Origin of the sequence: Leptotrichia sp. oral taxon 847 (assembly GCF_001553645.1) — a bacterium.
Lineage (GTDB): Bacteria > Fusobacteriota > Fusobacteriia > Fusobacteriales > Leptotrichiaceae > Leptotrichia.
Genome location: NZ_CP014231.1, coordinates 916447 through 932688, shown reverse-complemented (window position 1 = coordinate 932688; position 16242 = coordinate 916447). Strand labels below are relative to the sequence as shown.

The following is a 16242-nucleotide window of genomic DNA, read 5'->3' as shown; positions in this document are numbered from 1 at the left end:
AAAGTATTGTGGAATATTTTAAAATATATTAAAGAAAAATTGTTAAAAGATAAAAATCATTTTTTATTATGATTTGTATAAAATAGAAGGAGTAAGAAAATGGCAGCAAATTTTGGAAAAAATTATAAAATTTCGATTTTTGGAGAATCGCATGGAAATGCATTGGGAGTAAATATTGACGGAATTCCGGCAGGAACGGAGCTGGATTTGGAATTTCTCTCGCAGGAAATGAGAAGAAGAGCGCCTGGAAGATCTAAATTGACAACACCTAGAGTGGAAAAGGATGAATTTGAGATTTTGAGTGGATTTTTTGATGAAAAAACGACAGGAACACCACTTGCGATGATTATCAGAAATTCAAATCAGCGTTCAAAGGATTACAGCGAATTAAAAAGAAAGCCAAGACCGGGACATGCAGATTGGAGCGGATTTAATAGATATAACGGATTTAATGATATTCGTGGAAGCGGACATTTTTCAGGGAGAATAACGGCTTCATTGGTATTTGCTGGAGCAATTGCAAAACAGATTTTGAAGGAGCAAGGGATTTTAATTGCAGCACATATTAAATCGGTAAAGAATATTGAAGATAGAGATTTTGTGGAAAGCGATATTACAGAGGAAAATATTGAGAAACTTAGAAATATGACTTTGCCTGTCTTGAATGAAAAAATTGTGGAAAAAATTGAGAAGGCTGTAGAAAAAACTAGGGAAGAAAAAAATTCACTTGGTGGAATTGTGGAACTTATGGTTACAGGACTTCCTGCGGGAATAGGAGATCCATATTTTGAGTCAATGGAAAGTGAGCTTTCGAGAATGATTTTCTCGGTGCCGGCTACAAAAGGAATAGAGTTTGGGGCAGGCTTTGGAATTACAGAAATGACAGGGTACGAAGCAAATGATGAGATGTATTTTGATGAAAATGGAGAAATAAAATCATTTACAAATAATAACGGTGGAATTATAGGTGGAATAACGACTGGAATGCCAATTTCATTTAAAGTGGCGATAAAACCGACGGCTTCAATTGAAAAAGCACAAAAAACTGTGAATCTTGAAACTAAGAAAAATGATATTTTGGAAGTTCATGGAAGACATGATCCAATAATAGTACCGAGAGCAGTGCCAGTATTGGAGGCGGCTACGGCGATTGTAATTTTGGATAGAGTTTTGGAAGCTAGGAAATATCGATTGTAAAAAATTAAAATAGAGAAAGTGAGAAAATTATGAAAAAAAGCTTAATGACTGCAATATTTTTTCTCTTAGCGATTGGAGTAGTCGGGAATAGTGCTAAAAAGATCGATGCGAAAACAAGAAATTTTAGGAAGGTAAGTGAAAAGTCCGTGAAATTACCGAATTATGATGGAGTAAAGAAAATCAGTATTTTTGTAAAAGGTTTTGAAAGTGGGCCTACCGTGAGTAAAATTATTTTGCAAATGGATGATTATCGAATTACTGGGCTTGATAAAAATAATTGGAAGGTCAAGACTAATGGAGTTGAGAGAAAGGTAACTAATGTATATATTTCAGATGGTAAGGGGGAAAAAGCCTTTGATACTGGAATTGTTACGCTTGAATTGGAAAATGTATTTAATCAGAAGACTTTGAAATATGAAGGATCGCCGTTTTCATATAATATTAAGAAATTTTTTAATGAATGGGCGAAAGAATATGTTGTAGAAATTGATGGAAAAGTTACTGTTGATAGGAAAGATTATGCGATTAATAAAAAGGAAGATGTAATTAATAATCGTATTTCAAATGATACAGCATTATTTAATTACAGAAGTTCATTTAGTGGAAATTACAAAAATCCGATTACTAAAAAGATGGAAAATTTGAAATTGGAAATGGCTGCATATGAGCCTGAAAATTTGAAAAAAGGTGAGAAAAAACCATTAATTATTTGGCTTCATGGACAAGGTGAAGGTGGAGATGATCCTGATATTGATATTTTGGGAACAGAAACTTCGGCACTTGCAAAAGAGGAAATTCAGAAATATTTTACTACGAGTGGAAGTGATACGAAGGGGGCATTTGTGCTAGCTGTGCAGTCGCCTACTTACTGGATGGATGAAGGTGACGGGACAAATGGTAATGGAAGTGGAATTTCACGATATACACAAATTTTGATGGATACGATTAAAGAATATGTGAAACATAATCCTTCTGTTGATACAGAAAGAATTTATCTTGCTGGAGATTCAAACGGCGGATATATGACAGTAAATATGATAATTAATTATCCAGACTATTTTGCAGCGGCTGTACCAATTTGTGAGGCGTATGCTTATTATGAATATGCGAGAAATACTGACGGAACTTATAAAATAAATGATATTGAAGTTTCTGCAGGCGGGGAAAATAGTGCAGTTTCAAAATTTAAAGAAACAAAGAAATTATGGGTAACAAAGGAAAAAATTCAAAAAATGAAAAAAACACCAGTTTGGTTTATTGCAACGGCAGATGATAGAATTGTAACGCCACAAAAGTTCTCACTTCCAACATACAGAGATTTATTGAAGGCCGGAGCGGATAATGCGTGGTATTCATACTATGAAAATGTGATAGGAACAGATGAGCCAAATTCTAGATTTCCAGGGCATTTTTCGTGGATATATTTTTTAAATAATCAAGTAGAAGGAGTGCAAAATAGAGATAAAATAAAAAATTCTAAAGATACCAAAACTTTTGGATTTGAGCCAAGTAACGCTGGAAAAGGTGGAAACAAGAAAGCTAGTTTACATGGAAAAATATTTAAAAACGTGTTTGAATGGATGAATTTTCAGAAGAAAGTCAAAAGAAAATAAAAATTTTAAAGACAAATTTTGTATTATTTTCTAAAGGAAATAGACCATTATTTTTCCCTTATTTTTATGACCATTTAAGCATTTTTTATACAGGATAATATTTTTGTTAAAAAGAACAGAAAAATGGTTATTATAGAAGTTTATGGAATAGATAAGAAACTTAAGATAGAAGTTTTTTATTTGTTCCAAAATATTCTAGTACATCCATGTGGTGTCGAATTAAAACAGTGTATTTCATAAAAAGTGACATTTACAGTTGCAATTCACCTTTTACTGAAAAGTTAGAAAAAAGTTGTTGACAATATAAAAAATGTATGATATACTAATCAAGTAGTTCAAATTTTAAGAAAGTTAGATTGTGCCTTGGTGGCGAAATCGGTAGACGCACAGGACTTAAAATCCTGTGGAATATTATTCCGTGCCGGTTCAAGTCCGGCCCGAGGCACCACAACTATATTTTGTGCGGGAGTAGCTCAGTTGGTAGAGCGTCAGCCTTCCAAGCTGAATGTCGCGAGTTCGACCCTCGTCTCCCGCTCCAAATATGAGCCATTAGCTCAGTCGGTAGAGCACTTGACTTTTAATCAAGGTGTCACTGGTTCAATCCCAGTATGGCTCACCATTTTACCATATGTGCCTGTAGCTCAGTTGGATAGAGCAACGGCCTTCTAAGCCGTGGGCCAGGAGTTCGAATCTCTTCAGGCACGCCATATGGATCCATAGCTCAGCTGGTTAGAGCACTCGGCTCATAACCGAGCGGTCGCTGGTTCAAGTCCAGCTGGATCCACCATTTTGAATTTGTGCGGTCTTCGTCTAGTGGTTAGGACTCCAGGTTTTCATCCTGGCAACAGGGGTTCGACTCCCCTAGACCGTACCATTTTTTTTGAAACCATATTAAAATGTGGTATTTTTTTTAAAATAACTACAATATATTTACTTTATTGAATTAAATTAAAGTTTTGGGTGGATGTCCGAACGGCAAGGGACCGGTCTTGAAAACCGGCGAAATCGCAAGATGTCTGGGTTCGAATCCCAGTTCACCCGCCATTATGCCCAGATAGCTCAGTCGGTAGAGCAAGGGACTGAAAATCCCTGTGTCCGTGGTTCGATTCCGCGTCTGGGCACCATTTTGTAACGACTAAATAGGTCGTTTTTTTTTATATATTTAATTTTATGTTTATAATCTGATACATTGTATTATTTAGAAACAACTTTTTTTGTTTGAGATGAATAAATATTTTGTCCTATACATTCAAAATAAATAGTTTGACAAAATAATAATATTATAGTAAAATTATTTGTGATAAAAAATTTTTTAAAAGAAATTGGTGATGATATGAATATTGAAGATATTTCACAATTGCTTGTAAAAGTTCCACTATTTAATGGTTACAGTATTTCATCTGTCACTTTATTTTTAAAAGAAACTGAATATCAAATAAAAACTTATAAAAAAAATGAAACTGTATTTTTTCGTGGCGATTTTATTACGAATGTAAATATTTTAATAAAAGGAACACTCATAGCTGAAATGCAGAAATTTAATGGTAATTCAATTGTAATTAGTCATATCAAAACGAGCGAAATTTTGGCGCCAGCGTTTATTTTTGGAGAAGACAACACTTTTCCTGTTGATTTAATAACATTGGAAGAAGTAAAATTATTAATGATTGATCGAGATAAATTTTTTACTTTGATTCAAAAAAATGAAAAGTTACTTTTGAATTTTATTGATGAAATTTCAAATAAGAGTCAGTATCTATCTAAAAGAATTTGGTTTAATTTTGTAAATAAGACGATTGGTGAAAAAGTTTTAAGCTATATTAAAAAAAATTCTAAAAACAATAAAATAAAATTTTCTCCTAATATTTCTTCACTTGCAAAAAAGTTTGATGTAACACGTCCAGCTTTGTCGAGAGAAATTTCTAATTTATGCAAAAAAAATATATTAAAAAAAGTGGATAAAAATACTTATCTTGTAAATTTTGATAAATTTTCTCAAAAAAATATTTGACATTTTTAGTGATAAAAGTTATACTGTTTAAGTAAAGGAAATTTTTAAATAATTTAAGAATAAATTTCTGGTCTATTCGTTACTAATTAATTGTTTTTGGGCTTTACTCCTTTTTTAATGGGGTCATCTCTTTATAAATTGTTTCAGAAAAATCACGGCGGTAAGAAAACTTAGCACGGATCCTGTACTTTTGTAAATATGACTACCACCTGTAACATTTACAGGCAACCAAAAATCAAATTAGAACGGTAGACTGGATTTTTTAATAAAAATATAAACCGAAGTATTTTTCATACTCCGGTTATTTTTTTATTTTTCATTTTTTAAATATTTTTAGAAGTCTGAATACCTGTCATCAATTCTTCAATTAAATCTTTAACATGAACTATCTCTTTTAATCTATATCCATTTGCTCCTGTAAAAAATAGTCCGCTTTGAAGTTTACCTAAGTAAGCATCTCCTAAGCTGTTTGCAATACAGTACCCCACTTTGTTTGCACCTTTTCCATGTTCACAAGGAAAGATACAATTACTTATACATTTTATTTTGTTAGTATTAGGTTCCAAAGTTTTTATCAAGTTTGTTTTTACTGCTCTTCCAGGATAACCAACAGGAGAGCTTACAATTACGATGTCTTCTTCGTTTGCATTAATTAAATTTTGCTTAAAATTTTCACTTGCATCGCATTCGTATGTACCTATAAATCTTGTACCCATTTGAACAGCATCTGCTCCTAATTCCATCACTTTATGAATATCTTCGTTGTTCCAAATTCCGCCTGCTGCAATTATTGGAAAATCACCCCATTTGTCTCTTTCTTCTTTTATTGGTGGTAAAATTGCTTCTAATTGATGTTCTGGTGCAAATAATTCGGAATATTTAGCTCCTTGGTGTCCTCCACTTTTAGGACCTTCTGCGATTACTGCTCCAGGCATTTTTCCAGCAGCTTTCCATTTTTTACAGATTATTTTTAGCGCTCTTGCTGATGAGACTATCGGCACTATTTCTACGTCTGGATAATCTTTTACAAGTTTTGGAAGCTCTAGCGGAAGTCCTGCTCCCGTTACAATAATATTTGCTCCAGCTTCCAGTGCGTCACCTACAACTCTTGCGTAGTCGTTGATTGCGTGTAAAATGTTACAAGCTAGAGGCCTATCGCCACAAATTTTTCTTGCATTCTTAAATATTTCGATAAGAGCTTCTCTGTTGTAAGTATTTTCTGTCCCAACTGGTCTTCCATCTACTTGTCTTTTTACAAATCTCATATTCTGGTAATATCCTGTACAAATTGAACTTATCGTGCCAAGACAGCCATTTTTGGCTACATTTCCAGCAAGTCTGTCCCAGCTAATTCCAACTCCCATTCCACCTTGAACAATCGGTTTTTCAATTTCATATTTTCCTATTTTAATTCCTTTTAATTCTTTTTTAGCCATTTTTAATTCCTCCACGATATTTTTTGTAAATTTTTTAAGTTATTTTATGAAAGGTGGGGCACGGCTTATTTTTACTCTTGCATTTTCAGAAATATAGTTAATTTTTATATTTGAAAATAAGTAAATTACAATTTGATTTTTTAGACAATTTGTAAATTTTTCAATTATTTTTTTCCTAATGTCTTTTTCAATAAAATTTTTATATCCGTTGGCACAAAGTTTTTCAAAATTCTGAATTAACTTTTTAACATCGACATTTTCGATAAAAGATAAATCTATTTCTGAATTTAGAATATGTTCGTCTAATAATTTTAAAAAATTAGTACTTTTATTAATTAAGATTTTTTTATTTTTTTCATACAGTAAGGAAATATTTCCTACATTAAAAAAATTTATTTTTGAAAAAATTGCCAAATTATCTTTTTTAATAATTTGACTAAATAAATTCAAGACATACAATTGAATTATTTTTGAAAGATTTTCAAAACGAAATTTTTCAAACATAAGAAACCTCCTTAATTATTAACTTTTTTTTAACAATGTAACAGGTGTTACTTGCTCTCATTATATAACTTTTTTTATCTTTTTACAAGTAAAAAAATTTTTTTTGTAACGTATTAAAAAATCTTTTTAACCTTTATTTATTGTTATTTAAAAATTATTTTTTGTAAAATTTATAAATTAAATTTTTTGTTTGAACATCACTAAAAATACGATAAACTGTAAGACACAGCATACAAGTAAAGCATAATTTTTAAAAAATTGAACCAGAACGGCACACAAAGTTGCGCCGATTACAAAAAAGGAAATTAGTCCTATGTAAACTAAAAAATCATAAAAATATACTTTATCTTTAGTTTTTATAAACAGACTTAAAAATTCCATACCAGAACGCAAATTTCCCGTGCACATTGTAGTTGCACCATTTACTCCATGAATTCTTCTAAAACCTTGATATTGTAGTGCAGCAATGAATGAAATTATCACATTAACCAGCATATTTAAGTGATTTGATGGAATAAATGAAATAAAAAACATTACGATTAACTGAATGATAATGGCAGTGTGTTGCCAGCGAAAATTTTCATATTTTGTAAATATATGTTTTAAATATTCTGAAAACAAGATTCCAAGCGCAAAGACAAAAATTGGGACAAAATAAGAAAAAACTTTTTGATAATTTCTTTTGGCAAGATTTATGGCAAGGTAAACTAAATTTCCAGTTTGTGCATTTGCCAAAACTTTTCCTCTTGTAGTAAAAGTGTAAGCGTCTAAAAATCCCCCAACAATGCAAAGCAGCGCAGCAAGCCTAAATGTTTGCACAGAATCTTTTTTTCTTATAAAAAAAATTTTCTTAAGTTCTCTTCTCATTTCCTTCTGTATGATAAATGTATAATAATATCATCATACACTCCTTTCTTTTAATTCTATTTATTTCATTTCCTGTTTCAAAAAGCTTCTTGTATAAAGATATTTTATCAGACTTTTGTATATTTTTAAAGTATGAAATTTTTAAAATTTATGATAAAATATGAAAAAGAGAAATTAAAAGAGGTAAAAAAATGTATAATGTGTTAATTGCAGATGACAATAGACAAATTGTTTCGATAATTTCACAGTATTGTAAAAAAAATAATTTTATTGTATCAACTGTCTTTGATGGAGAAAGTGCATTAAGTGAAGTTAGAAATAATAAATTTGATATAGTTTTGCTGGATGTCATGATGCCTAAAAAAGATGGTTTTGAAGTTTGTCGTGAAATAAGAAGTTTTTCAAATGTGCCGATTATTATGATTACTGCTCGTGGAGAAGACTATGAAAAAATAATGGGACTGGAAATTGGAGCGGATGATTACATTGTAAAGCCATTTTCACCGGGAGAAATAATTGCTAGAATACATGCAATTTTAAGAAGATTGTCTCCAAAAGAAAATCAGGATAAAAAATTATTCAAATACGATAATTTAGAAATTGACTTGGACAATTTTACTGTAAAAATTGAAGATGAGAAAATTTTACTAACAAAAAAAGAAATAGAAATCTTTTGGACACTCGCAACAAATCAAAACAAAGTTTTCACAAGGGAAAATTTACTGGATTTACTGTGGGGATTTGATTATTTTGGCGATAGCAGAACAGTTGATACTCATATAAAAAGGCTTCGCTCCAAAATAGATAATTACGATCATTCAAATTGGAATATCAAAACCATTTGGGGAGTCGGATATAAATTTGAAATTTTGGAGTAAATAAAAAAGTAAAATAAAAATAAAAGTAAAGAAAGAAGTAAGAATTATGAAAAAAATAATTTTAGGATTATCTGTATTACTAAGTTTAGGAACTTTTGCAAAAGAAAAATATCAAGTGGAAGTAGAACCAGCAGTAAAATTTAACCAAAGTATTCTTTCAGATTACAATTCTCAAATTGAAAAAGAAGTGAGTAGAATCTATTCAAAAGAGGAAATGTTTGGAATAATGAATAAAATGATGAAAGGAGTTTCTGCTGGAAGTCAAAAAGATGGAGAAAATCAGATAAAGGAAATCATGGGTTCTTTTTTTGGAGAGGATTATTTTTCTAAAATGATGGATACGATGTATAAATATTACAAGATTGATATAGAAAAAATTGACTATATCAATGGAGAGAAAGCATATGTAAAAGTTAAATTGGGATTTCCTGTAAATACAGATGAAATGAGCATAGACAAAATGTTTGAAAAATCTGAAGAAATGTTAAAAAAAATGAACGAAGCATTTAAGAAAAAAACAGGAAAGACAATGGAAGAATATCAAAAATCAATTTCACAAAATGATGAAAAAGCTATCAAAAAATATTTTAAAATAATGGGTGAAATTCAAATAGAAATTATGGATGAAGAAATGGCTAAAATGACGAAAAATGGAAAATATGTAGGAAGAAAAGAAATTTTGGAAGCTAATAAGAAGAATGAGAAATGGGTGATTGAAAATCCGAATTTTGGGTATTAGTAGGTTGAAATAGATTATTTGTTGAAAAGGAAGAAGAAGTAAGTTGGATGAAATTTAGGAAAGGAAAAGTTTATGATAATAAAATTTAAAAATTTAGGTCCTATTAACAATGGGGAAATAGATTTTAATGATTTAAAAGGAATTAATTTGATAATTGGGAAGAATAATACTGGGAAGACTTATTTGAGTTACTTAATTTATAGTTATTTTAAATTTATGGATAAATTTAACATTACAAGTTTTACATTTTTAAATAACATTGTATTAAATGAAAAAAAAATTATTGATTATGATTGGTTTCAAAAAAATTATGAAGAAGAAATAAAAATAAAATTGAGAAAAGAATTAATTACGACATTTCATGTACATAATGATTTTTTTAGAAATTTTGAAATAGTTAATATAGATTTAACTGATGAAATGAAAAAATTTAAAGAAAAAGACGCTGAAAGTAGAATATTGGTAATATCAGAAAATAAAAGTATAGTAACTAAGAAAAAAAATCATAAAATTACTTTTGAGATAAAAGATTATTTTAAAAATTATGAAGATGCAATTACGTCAGTAACATCATTAGAAGTATTATTAGATGCAGTAATAAGTGTAAATAAACATTTAAAGAAAGAAAAATTGAAACGGTATGGATTAGAGAATCTTTTTAGCAAATATTTATTCAATAATCTTTTTAAAATATATTTTTTTCCAGCAGAAAGAAGCGGTGCTGTTTTATTTTATAATCAATTGTTAGAAAATAGAAATAATATTTTAAGAAATTTGGAACTATCACAAGATATGAATTTATTAAAAGATGTTTCAAGATATTCTGAACCTGTAAATGAGTATATAATACGATTAAATCAATTGGAAGAATATGAAAACAGGGAAGAAACAGAAATTTATAAAAATCTTGTAAAAGATATTGATATTCAAAATATAATTGAAGGAGAAATAATAATAAAATCTAACCAGATTATTTATAAAAATGAAAATGATGTTGAATTAAATATGGGATTAGTTTCTTCAACTGTAAAAACTTTAGCGGGGTTCTTTTTATATTTAAAATATCAGGCACAAAAGGGAGATATAATTTTTATTGATGAAATTGAATTGAATTTACATCCTGAAAATCAGAGAAAAATAATGAAACTTATAAACTATTTATCAAAACAAGGATTGAAATTTGTTATTAGTACGCATAGTCCAGTAATTACGCAGGAAATGAATAATATGATTATGTTTGAAAAATGTAAGGATAAAATTGATGATGAAATAATAAAAGAATATTCTATTGATAGACAAAATTATGGATTAAGACAGGAAGATGTTAATATTTATTTTTTAAATAATAAAACGATAGAGCAGGCTGAATTTGGAGAAGATGGGGTAATAACGGAAACATTTAATGAAGTTTTAGGAGAAATAGATAATTTGTATCAGGAATTATTATTTGCAATGGAGGAAGAATAAATGTTTGATTTTATAAATAATAATTTTGATAATTCATTTTCAGAAATAATAAAAGAAGAATTATATTTAGAAGAAAAAAAGAATACAAGAACAAAAAATACTGGACTCCATAAAGTAAAAGTTTTGTTTAATCCAGACAAATATCAAGTCTTGAAATTGACTTTGGACATAAATAATGTTGATGAAAATTTAAAAAGGTTATTGCCATTTTTAAAAAAAGAAATTAGTTCAGTTGATAATGTATTATTTGTAAAAAGATTAAAAGATGATAAATATTTTTTATTTCATATTGAATTAAAATCTAAAACAATAGATAATAAACTTGTAAAAAAATATTATTCATCAGCAAAGTTGTTGCACTTTATATTTGAAATGTTGTATTTAAATTATAGAGATGAAAAAGAAAAGGAAAAAAGAATATTAGATTTTGACTTTCCTAAAAAAATTTATAACGTTCCTGTATTAATTGCATCAAAGAGTAGTAGTGGAGGTGTTGAAGAAATAAAAGTAAGGAATAAAGAGGACATTTTTTATAATAATCAGAATTTTAAATATCTTTGTCGTTATTGTGGTTTGAAATCACAAAAAGGAAGTATAATTCTTGAAAAGATGTGCAATAAAGTAAATACATTTGAGAGTTCATTGGATGAAATAGAGTTTTTTTAATCAAATTACTTTTTGAAAAATCCATTAAATATGATAAAATAATAGATATTATAAGTTAAGCTAAAAACCAAAGTTGTAAAATAAATACTGAAAAATGAAGGAGAAAAAATAATGATTAAGGAATATAATCCTAATGAAATTGAGAAAAAATGGCAAGACAAATGGGCCCAAAAAGATGTATTTAAATCTGAAAATAAAGCCGATGGTAAAGAGAATTATTATGTGCTTGAGATGTTTGCGTATCCGTCAGGAAAATTGCATGTTGGGCATTTGAGAAATTATGCGATTGGTGATGCGATTGCTAGATATAAGAAGATGAAAGGGTTTAATGTGCTGCATCCATTTGGATGGGATAGTTTTGGATTACCTGCGGAAAATGCGGCGATTGACCATGGGGCTCATCCTGGGAAATGGACTAAAGCGAATATTGACAATATGAGAAGACAGTTGAAACTTATGGGTCTTTCTTATGATTGGGATAGAGAACTTAGTACCTATACTCCAGAGTATTACAAATGGAATCAAAAATTCTTTATTGAAATGTATAAAAAAGGATTGGTTTACAAGAAAAAATCTTTTGTAAACTGGTGTCCTGACTGTAATACGGTTTTGGCAAATGAGCAAGTCGAAGATGGGAAATGCTGGAGACATAGTAAAACTGATGTTATTCAAAAGGAATTGTCGCAATGGTATTTTAAAATTACAGAATATGCAGAAGAATTGCTTACAGGACATGAGGAACTTAGAGGACACTGGACTGAACAAGTTTTGACTATGCAAAAAAACTGGATTGGAAAATCGACTGGGTCTGAAGTTGACTTTATTTTAGATTATAAATTTGAAAATAATGGAAATTCACATTTGAAATTGAATGACAAGGGAGAAGTTGTAATTTCTGTGTTTACAACAAGACCTGATACGCTTTATGGAGTTACTTATGCAACTGTTGCACCAGAACATCCGTTGGTTGAAGAAGTTATTTTAAAGGAAAATCCTAGCATTAGAGAAAAAGTTGAAGCTATGAGAAATGAGGATAAAATCGCTCGTACAGCGGAAGATAAGGAAAAAGAAGGAGTATTTTCTGGACTTTATGTGATTAATCCTGTAAATGGTAAAAAAGTGCAGTTGTGGGTTGCAAACTATGTATTGATGGATTACGGGACAGGAGCTGTAATGGCGGTACCTGCACACGATGAAAGAGATTTTCAGTTTGCTAAGAAATATAACTTGGATTTGAAAATTGTTGTAAATCCTGTTGATAAAAATGGAAATTTAGAAGAAGTTTCTGTTGAAAAATTGGAAAATGCTTTAACAGTTCCAGGAATACTGGTAAACTCAGAAGAATTTAATGGATTAAATAGTAATGAAGCAAAAGAGAAAATTACTGAAAAATTGGAAAAAATTGGACTTGGTAAGAAAACGGTAAATTATAGACTTCATGATTGGTTGATTAGTAGACAAAGATATTGGGGAACTCCGATTCCTGTGATTTATGATGAAGATGGGAATATTTACTTGGAGGAAGAAGAAAACTTGCCTGTGAAACTTCCTACTGATATTGAATTTAATGGGAAAGGGAATCCGCTTGAAACTTCGGAAGAGTTTAAAAATGTGATTTTGCCGAATGGGAAAAAAGGTAGAAGAGAAACTGATACGATGGATACTTTCGTTGATTCGTCTTGGTACTATTTGAGATATTTGGATTCTCACAATGCGGAAAAACCATTTGAAAAAGCGGACGCAGATGCTTGGACACCTGTAAATCAATATATTGGTGGAATTGAACATGCAGTAATGCATTTGCTTTATGCGAGATTTTTCCACAAATCACTTAGAGATTTGGGATACGTTGACACAAATGAGCCATTTAAAAAATTGTTGACGCAAGGAATGGTTTTAGGGCCTTCATTCTATTCACAAAATGAGAGAAGATACTTGTTCCCAAGAGAAGCTGAATTTAAAGACGGGAAAGCGTTTTCGATTAAAACAGGGGAAGAATTAGTTACAAAAGTAGAAAAAATGAGTAAATCGAAAAATAATGGAGTAGATCCTGAAGAAATCGTGAAAGAATACGGAGCTGACTCTTCAAGAGTGTTTACATTATTTGCTGCACCGCCTGAAAAAGAATTAGAATGGAACATGAATGGGCTTGCAGGGGCATATAGATTTATAAATAGATTGTATTTATTGGTTTCTGGAACTGCAGAATTTTCTGACCACAATGCGAAATCAGAAAATCATTACGGAGTTGAATTGAAAAAGAGAAATCAAAAAGATGAAGAAATTCAAAAGAAATTGCATCAAACAGTGAAAAAAGTTACAGAAAGTATCGAAGATGATTTTCACTTCAATACCGCAATTGCAGCTGTCATGGAATTATTGAATGATATGACGACTTACAAGCAAGAAGTGATTGATAAAGACAATATTTCTTCAGAAAGTAAAAAAATCTGGCGTGAAGTATTGGAAAAAACAATCTTGTTAATTGCGCCGTTTGCACCGCATGTAGCTGATGAATTGTGGGCTTATTTAGGAAATAAAACATTTACTTTTGAAGAAGAATGGCCAAAATATGACGAAGAATTGACAAAAGACCATACTTTCAATTTGGTAATCCAAGTAAACGGAAAAGTAAGAGACATGGTGTCAGCTCAAATTGGTATTTCAAAAGATGATGCTGAAAAACTTGCGCTGGAATCAGAAAAGGCTAAGAAATTTATTGACGGGAAAGAAATTGTGAAAGTGATTGTTGTACCTAATAAATTGGTTAATGTTGTTGTGAAAGGGTAGAATATATTTTTAAATAGAAGGGGGAGTTTGAAATATTGGGGAGGTTAAAGGTTTTTTATAGTGAAAAATAAAAGGGAGGAAGAAAATAAAAAATGAATTTGATAAGCCTTTTTTCAGGAGCTGGAGGTTTAGATTTAGGATTTGAAAAAGCAGGATTTGATATTTTAGTAGCTAATGAGTACGATAAGACAATATGGGAGACATACGAAAAAAATCATAAAGCACATTTGATAAAAAAAGATATTGCAAAAGTTTCTTTAGATGAATTTCCTAGCAATATAGAAGGAATTATAGGAGGACCGCCTTGTCAATCTTGGAGTGTAGGAGGTTCATTAAGAGGAATTGATGACCCTAGAGGAAAACTGTTTTACGAATATATACGAATTTTAAAAGATAAAAAGCCATTATTTTTTTTAGCAGAAAATGTAAGTGGAATGATGGCAAAAAGGCATAATAAAGCAGTTAAGGAAATAATAGGAAAATTTGAAAAAATAGGATATAATGTTCAAATATTTCAAGTAAATGCTAGTGATTATGGGGTGGCACAGGATAGAAAAAGGGTTTTTTATATTGGATTCAAAAAGGAATTAGAAGTAAATTTTGAATTTCCGAAACCTTATGATTTTAAATTGACTTTAAAGGATGTAATATATGATTTAAAAGAAACTCCAATAAAAGCCTTGGAAAAAAATAAAGCAAATAAGGAAAAATGTATTTATCCTAATCATGAATATTATTTAGGATCATATTCTACAATTTTTATGAGTAGAAATAGGGTGCGGCAATGGGATGAACAAGCTTTTACTGTTCAAGCTTCCGGAAGACAATGTCAATTACATCCACAAGCACCTGTAATGCCTAAAATAGAGAAAGATAAAAATATTTTTGCTAAAGGCTACGAACACTTGTATAGAAGATTGACAGTTAGAGAGTGTGCTAGGATACAAGGATTTCCAGATGATTTTTTATTTTATTATGATAATATAAATGATGGTTATAAAATGATTGGAAATGCTGTACCTATTAATCTTGCTTATGAAATTGCTAAAAAGATAAGAGAAGCATTGGAAAAGAAAGAGAGAAGTAAAATTAATGAGTAGTAAAAGCAATAATCAGGGAAGAGCATATGAATATATATTTTTAAATGTTTTATTTGATGAAATATCTAAAATTAGGGAAGTTTGGATTGAGAAGAATAGTAGTTTTTCAGCTTCTGAAAAAGCTTGGGAAACTTTATCAGAAGAAGAAAAAGAAATATATAAGTTAAGTGCTTTAACAGGAGTAAATACTGTTTTAGATTTAGAACCATTAATTCTTGAAAAAAATAATGATACATTGAATCTAAAAATTCAAGCTGATGATAACGGAAAAAAAGGGGATGTAAGGGATATAATAATTATGAGAGAAAATATTAATTGGGAAATAGGGTTAAGTTTAAAACATAATCATTTTGCTGTAAAGCACAGCAGATTATCTAAAAAATTAGATTTTGGAAAAAAATGGTACAATATTTCTTGTTCAGAAGAATACTGGAAAAAAGTGAAACCAATTTTTGATTTTTTAGAAGAAGAAAAAAGAAAGAAAACTCTTTGGAAAGAAATACTAAATAAAGATAAGAATGTATATTTTCCATTGTTGGAAGCTTTTAAAATAGAAATTTTAAAACAAAATAAAGAAGAAATTGGATTATTAGAAAATATGTTAAAATACTTATTAGGAAAGTTTGATTTTTATAAAGTTATTAGTATCGATACTAAAAGAATTACAAGAGTGCAAAGTTATAACTTATATGGTACATTAAATCAAGAAGGGGTACATAAAAAAAGAAAAATAGAAATACCGATTGTTCTTTTACCGAATAGAATAGTTAGTCTGGATTTTAAACCAGGTAGTCTAAATACTTTGGAACTGTATTTAAATAATGGTTGGCAATTTACATTTAGAATACATAATGCTTCTTCTAAAGTGGAAACAAGTTTAAAATTTGATATTCAAATTGTAGGAATGCCAACTTCAATAATTTCAATAGATTCTAAATGGAAAATGTAAAATAAAAAGAATAAAAACAAAAAAA

The 16242-nt window shown here is 29.6% G+C and carries 13 protein-coding genes, 8 tRNA genes and 1 other RNA gene; 19 read left to right on the top strand and 3 right to left on the bottom strand.

Annotation, left to right across the window (positions count from 1 at the left end; genetic code table 11):
• Positions 1–99 precede the first annotated feature (99 nt).
• The 12 genes from aroC to ssrS all read left to right on the top strand — a co-directional run bounded on the left by aroC (position 100) and on the right by ssrS (position 5085).
• Complete coding sequence (aroC, locus tag AXF11_RS04260; protein WP_068155250.1) at positions 100–1197, top strand: chorismate synthase; 1098 nt, start codon at positions 100–102, stop codon at positions 1195–1197.
• A 29-nt stretch (positions 1198–1226) separates the two neighbouring features.
• Complete coding sequence (locus AXF11_RS04255; protein ID WP_068155247.1) at positions 1227–2810, top strand: prolyl oligopeptidase family serine peptidase; 1584 nt, start codon at positions 1227–1229, stop codon at positions 2808–2810.
• A 360-nt stretch (positions 2811–3170) separates the two neighbouring features.
• Positions 3171–3258, top strand: a tRNA-Leu gene (locus AXF11_RS04250).
• 14 nt (positions 3259–3272) lie between these two features.
• A tRNA-Gly gene (locus AXF11_RS04245) sits at positions 3273–3348 on the top strand.
• A gap of 5 nt (positions 3349–3353) precedes the next feature.
• Positions 3354–3429, top strand: a tRNA-Lys gene (locus AXF11_RS04240).
• Between the two features lie 11 nt (positions 3430–3440).
• Positions 3441–3517, top strand: a tRNA-Arg gene (locus tag AXF11_RS04235).
• A 3-nt stretch (positions 3518–3520) separates the two neighbouring features.
• Positions 3521–3597: transfer RNA gene (locus tag AXF11_RS04230), tRNA-Ile, on the top strand.
• 12 nt (positions 3598–3609) lie between these two features.
• Positions 3610–3684 (top strand) — tRNA-Glu (locus tag AXF11_RS04225).
• Between the two features lie 84 nt (positions 3685–3768).
• Positions 3769–3854 (top strand) — tRNA-Ser (locus tag AXF11_RS04220).
• A 4-nt stretch (positions 3855–3858) separates the two neighbouring features.
• Positions 3859–3934: transfer RNA gene (locus AXF11_RS04215), tRNA-Phe, on the top strand.
• 173 nt (positions 3935–4107) lie between these two features.
• On the top strand, positions 4108–4821 hold the full coding sequence (locus tag AXF11_RS04210; RefSeq protein ID WP_231724764.1) for a Crp/Fnr family transcriptional regulator: 714 nt from the start codon (positions 4108–4110) through the stop codon (positions 4819–4821).
• A 61-nt stretch (positions 4822–4882) separates the two neighbouring features.
• A non-coding RNA gene (ssrS, locus tag AXF11_RS04205) (6S RNA) lies at positions 4883–5085 on the top strand.
• Positions 5086–5144: 59 nt separating this feature from the next.
• Here ssrS and AXF11_RS04200 read toward each other — a convergent pair.
• The 3 genes from AXF11_RS04200 to AXF11_RS04190 all read right to left on the bottom strand — a co-directional run bounded on the left by AXF11_RS04200 (position 5145) and on the right by AXF11_RS04190 (position 7628).
• Positions 5145–6257, bottom strand: a complete 1113-nt coding sequence (locus tag AXF11_RS04200; protein WP_068155244.1) for an NAD(P)H-dependent flavin oxidoreductase — start codon at positions 6255–6257, stop codon at positions 5145–5147.
• Between the two features lie 39 nt (positions 6258–6296).
• The gene (locus AXF11_RS04195; protein WP_068155241.1) at positions 6297–6761 is read right to left on the bottom strand and encodes a hypothetical protein; all 465 of its coding nucleotides are present in this window, start codon (positions 6759–6761) and stop codon (positions 6297–6299) included.
• Between the two features lie 177 nt (positions 6762–6938).
• Positions 6939–7628 carry a YoaK family protein gene (locus AXF11_RS04190; protein WP_068155237.1) on the bottom strand — a complete coding sequence of 230 codons (690 nt, stop codon included), beginning with the start codon at positions 7626–7628 and terminating at the stop codon, positions 6939–6941.
• Between the two features lie 191 nt (positions 7629–7819).
• On the opposite strand from AXF11_RS04190, the gene AXF11_RS04185 reads away from it, so the two are divergent.
• The 7 genes from AXF11_RS04185 (at position 7820) to AXF11_RS04155 (ending at position 16217) form a co-directional block, all read left to right on the top strand.
• Complete coding sequence (locus tag AXF11_RS04185; RefSeq protein WP_068155235.1) at positions 7820–8506, top strand: response regulator transcription factor; 687 nt, start codon at positions 7820–7822, stop codon at positions 8504–8506.
• Positions 8507–8552: 46 nt separating this feature from the next.
• The gene (locus tag AXF11_RS04180) at positions 8553–9245 is read left to right on the top strand and encodes a hypothetical protein (protein ID WP_068155232.1); all 693 of its coding nucleotides are present in this window, start codon (positions 8553–8555) and stop codon (positions 9243–9245) included.
• Between the two features lie 72 nt (positions 9246–9317).
• Complete coding sequence (locus AXF11_RS04175; RefSeq protein ID WP_068155229.1) at positions 9318–10712, top strand: ATP-binding protein; 1395 nt, start codon at positions 9318–9320, stop codon at positions 10710–10712.
• Positions 10713–11378 (top strand): hypothetical protein, encoded by a 666-nt coding sequence (locus AXF11_RS04170; RefSeq protein ID WP_068155226.1) that lies wholly within the window; start codon positions 10713–10715, stop codon positions 11376–11378.
• Positions 11379–11489: 111 nt separating this feature from the next.
• Entirely contained in the window at positions 11490–14168 is a 2679-nt protein-coding gene (leuS, locus tag AXF11_RS04165; protein WP_082729379.1) for a leucine--tRNA ligase, read from the top strand.
• Positions 14169–14260: 92 nt separating this feature from the next.
• The gene (locus AXF11_RS04160; protein ID WP_068155224.1) at positions 14261–15268 is read left to right on the top strand and encodes a DNA cytosine methyltransferase; all 1008 of its coding nucleotides are present in this window, start codon (positions 14261–14263) and stop codon (positions 15266–15268) included.
• Positions 15261–16217 carry a HaeIII family restriction endonuclease gene (locus AXF11_RS04155; protein ID WP_068155223.1) on the top strand — a complete coding sequence of 319 codons (957 nt, stop codon included), beginning with the start codon at positions 15261–15263 and terminating at the stop codon, positions 16215–16217. Before AXF11_RS04160 ends, AXF11_RS04155 begins: the two co-directional genes overlap by 8 nt.
• The last annotated feature ends 25 nt before the right edge of the window (positions 16218–16242 follow it).

What these genes read in the sequence shown, in the direction of transcription:
- AXF11_RS04155 (WP_068155223.1), top strand. Translation starts at nt 15,261, where the DNA reads ATGAGTAGTAAAAGCAATAATCAGGGAAGAGCATATGAATATATATTT.
- AXF11_RS04190 (WP_068155237.1), bottom strand. Translation starts at nt 7,628, where the DNA reads ATGAGAAGAGAACTTAAGAAAATTTTTTTTATAAGAAAAAAAGATTCT.
- AXF11_RS04170 (WP_068155226.1), top strand. Translation starts at nt 10,713, where the DNA reads ATGTTTGATTTTATAAATAATAATTTTGATAATTCATTTTCAGAAATA.
- AXF11_RS04200 (WP_068155244.1), bottom strand. Translation starts at nt 6,257, where the DNA reads ATGGCTAAAAAAGAATTAAAAGGAATTAAAATAGGAAAATATGAAATT.
- AXF11_RS04180 (WP_068155232.1), top strand. Translation starts at nt 8,553, where the DNA reads ATGAAAAAAATAATTTTAGGATTATCTGTATTACTAAGTTTAGGAACT.
- AXF11_RS04195 (WP_068155241.1), bottom strand. Translation starts at nt 6,761, where the DNA reads ATGTTTGAAAAATTTCGTTTTGAAAATCTTTCAAAAATAATTCAATTG.
- leuS (WP_082729379.1), top strand. Translation starts at nt 11,490, where the DNA reads ATGATTAAGGAATATAATCCTAATGAAATTGAGAAAAAATGGCAAGAC.
- aroC (WP_068155250.1), top strand. Translation starts at nt 100, where the DNA reads ATGGCAGCAAATTTTGGAAAAAATTATAAAATTTCGATTTTTGGAGAA.
- AXF11_RS04185 (WP_068155235.1), top strand. Translation starts at nt 7,820, where the DNA reads ATGTATAATGTGTTAATTGCAGATGACAATAGACAAATTGTTTCGATA.
- AXF11_RS04160 (WP_068155224.1), top strand. Translation starts at nt 14,261, where the DNA reads ATGAATTTGATAAGCCTTTTTTCAGGAGCTGGAGGTTTAGATTTAGGA.
- AXF11_RS04255 (WP_068155247.1), top strand. Translation starts at nt 1,227, where the DNA reads ATGAAAAAAAGCTTAATGACTGCAATATTTTTTCTCTTAGCGATTGGA.
- AXF11_RS04175 (WP_068155229.1), top strand. Translation starts at nt 9,318, where the DNA reads ATGATAATAAAATTTAAAAATTTAGGTCCTATTAACAATGGGGAAATA.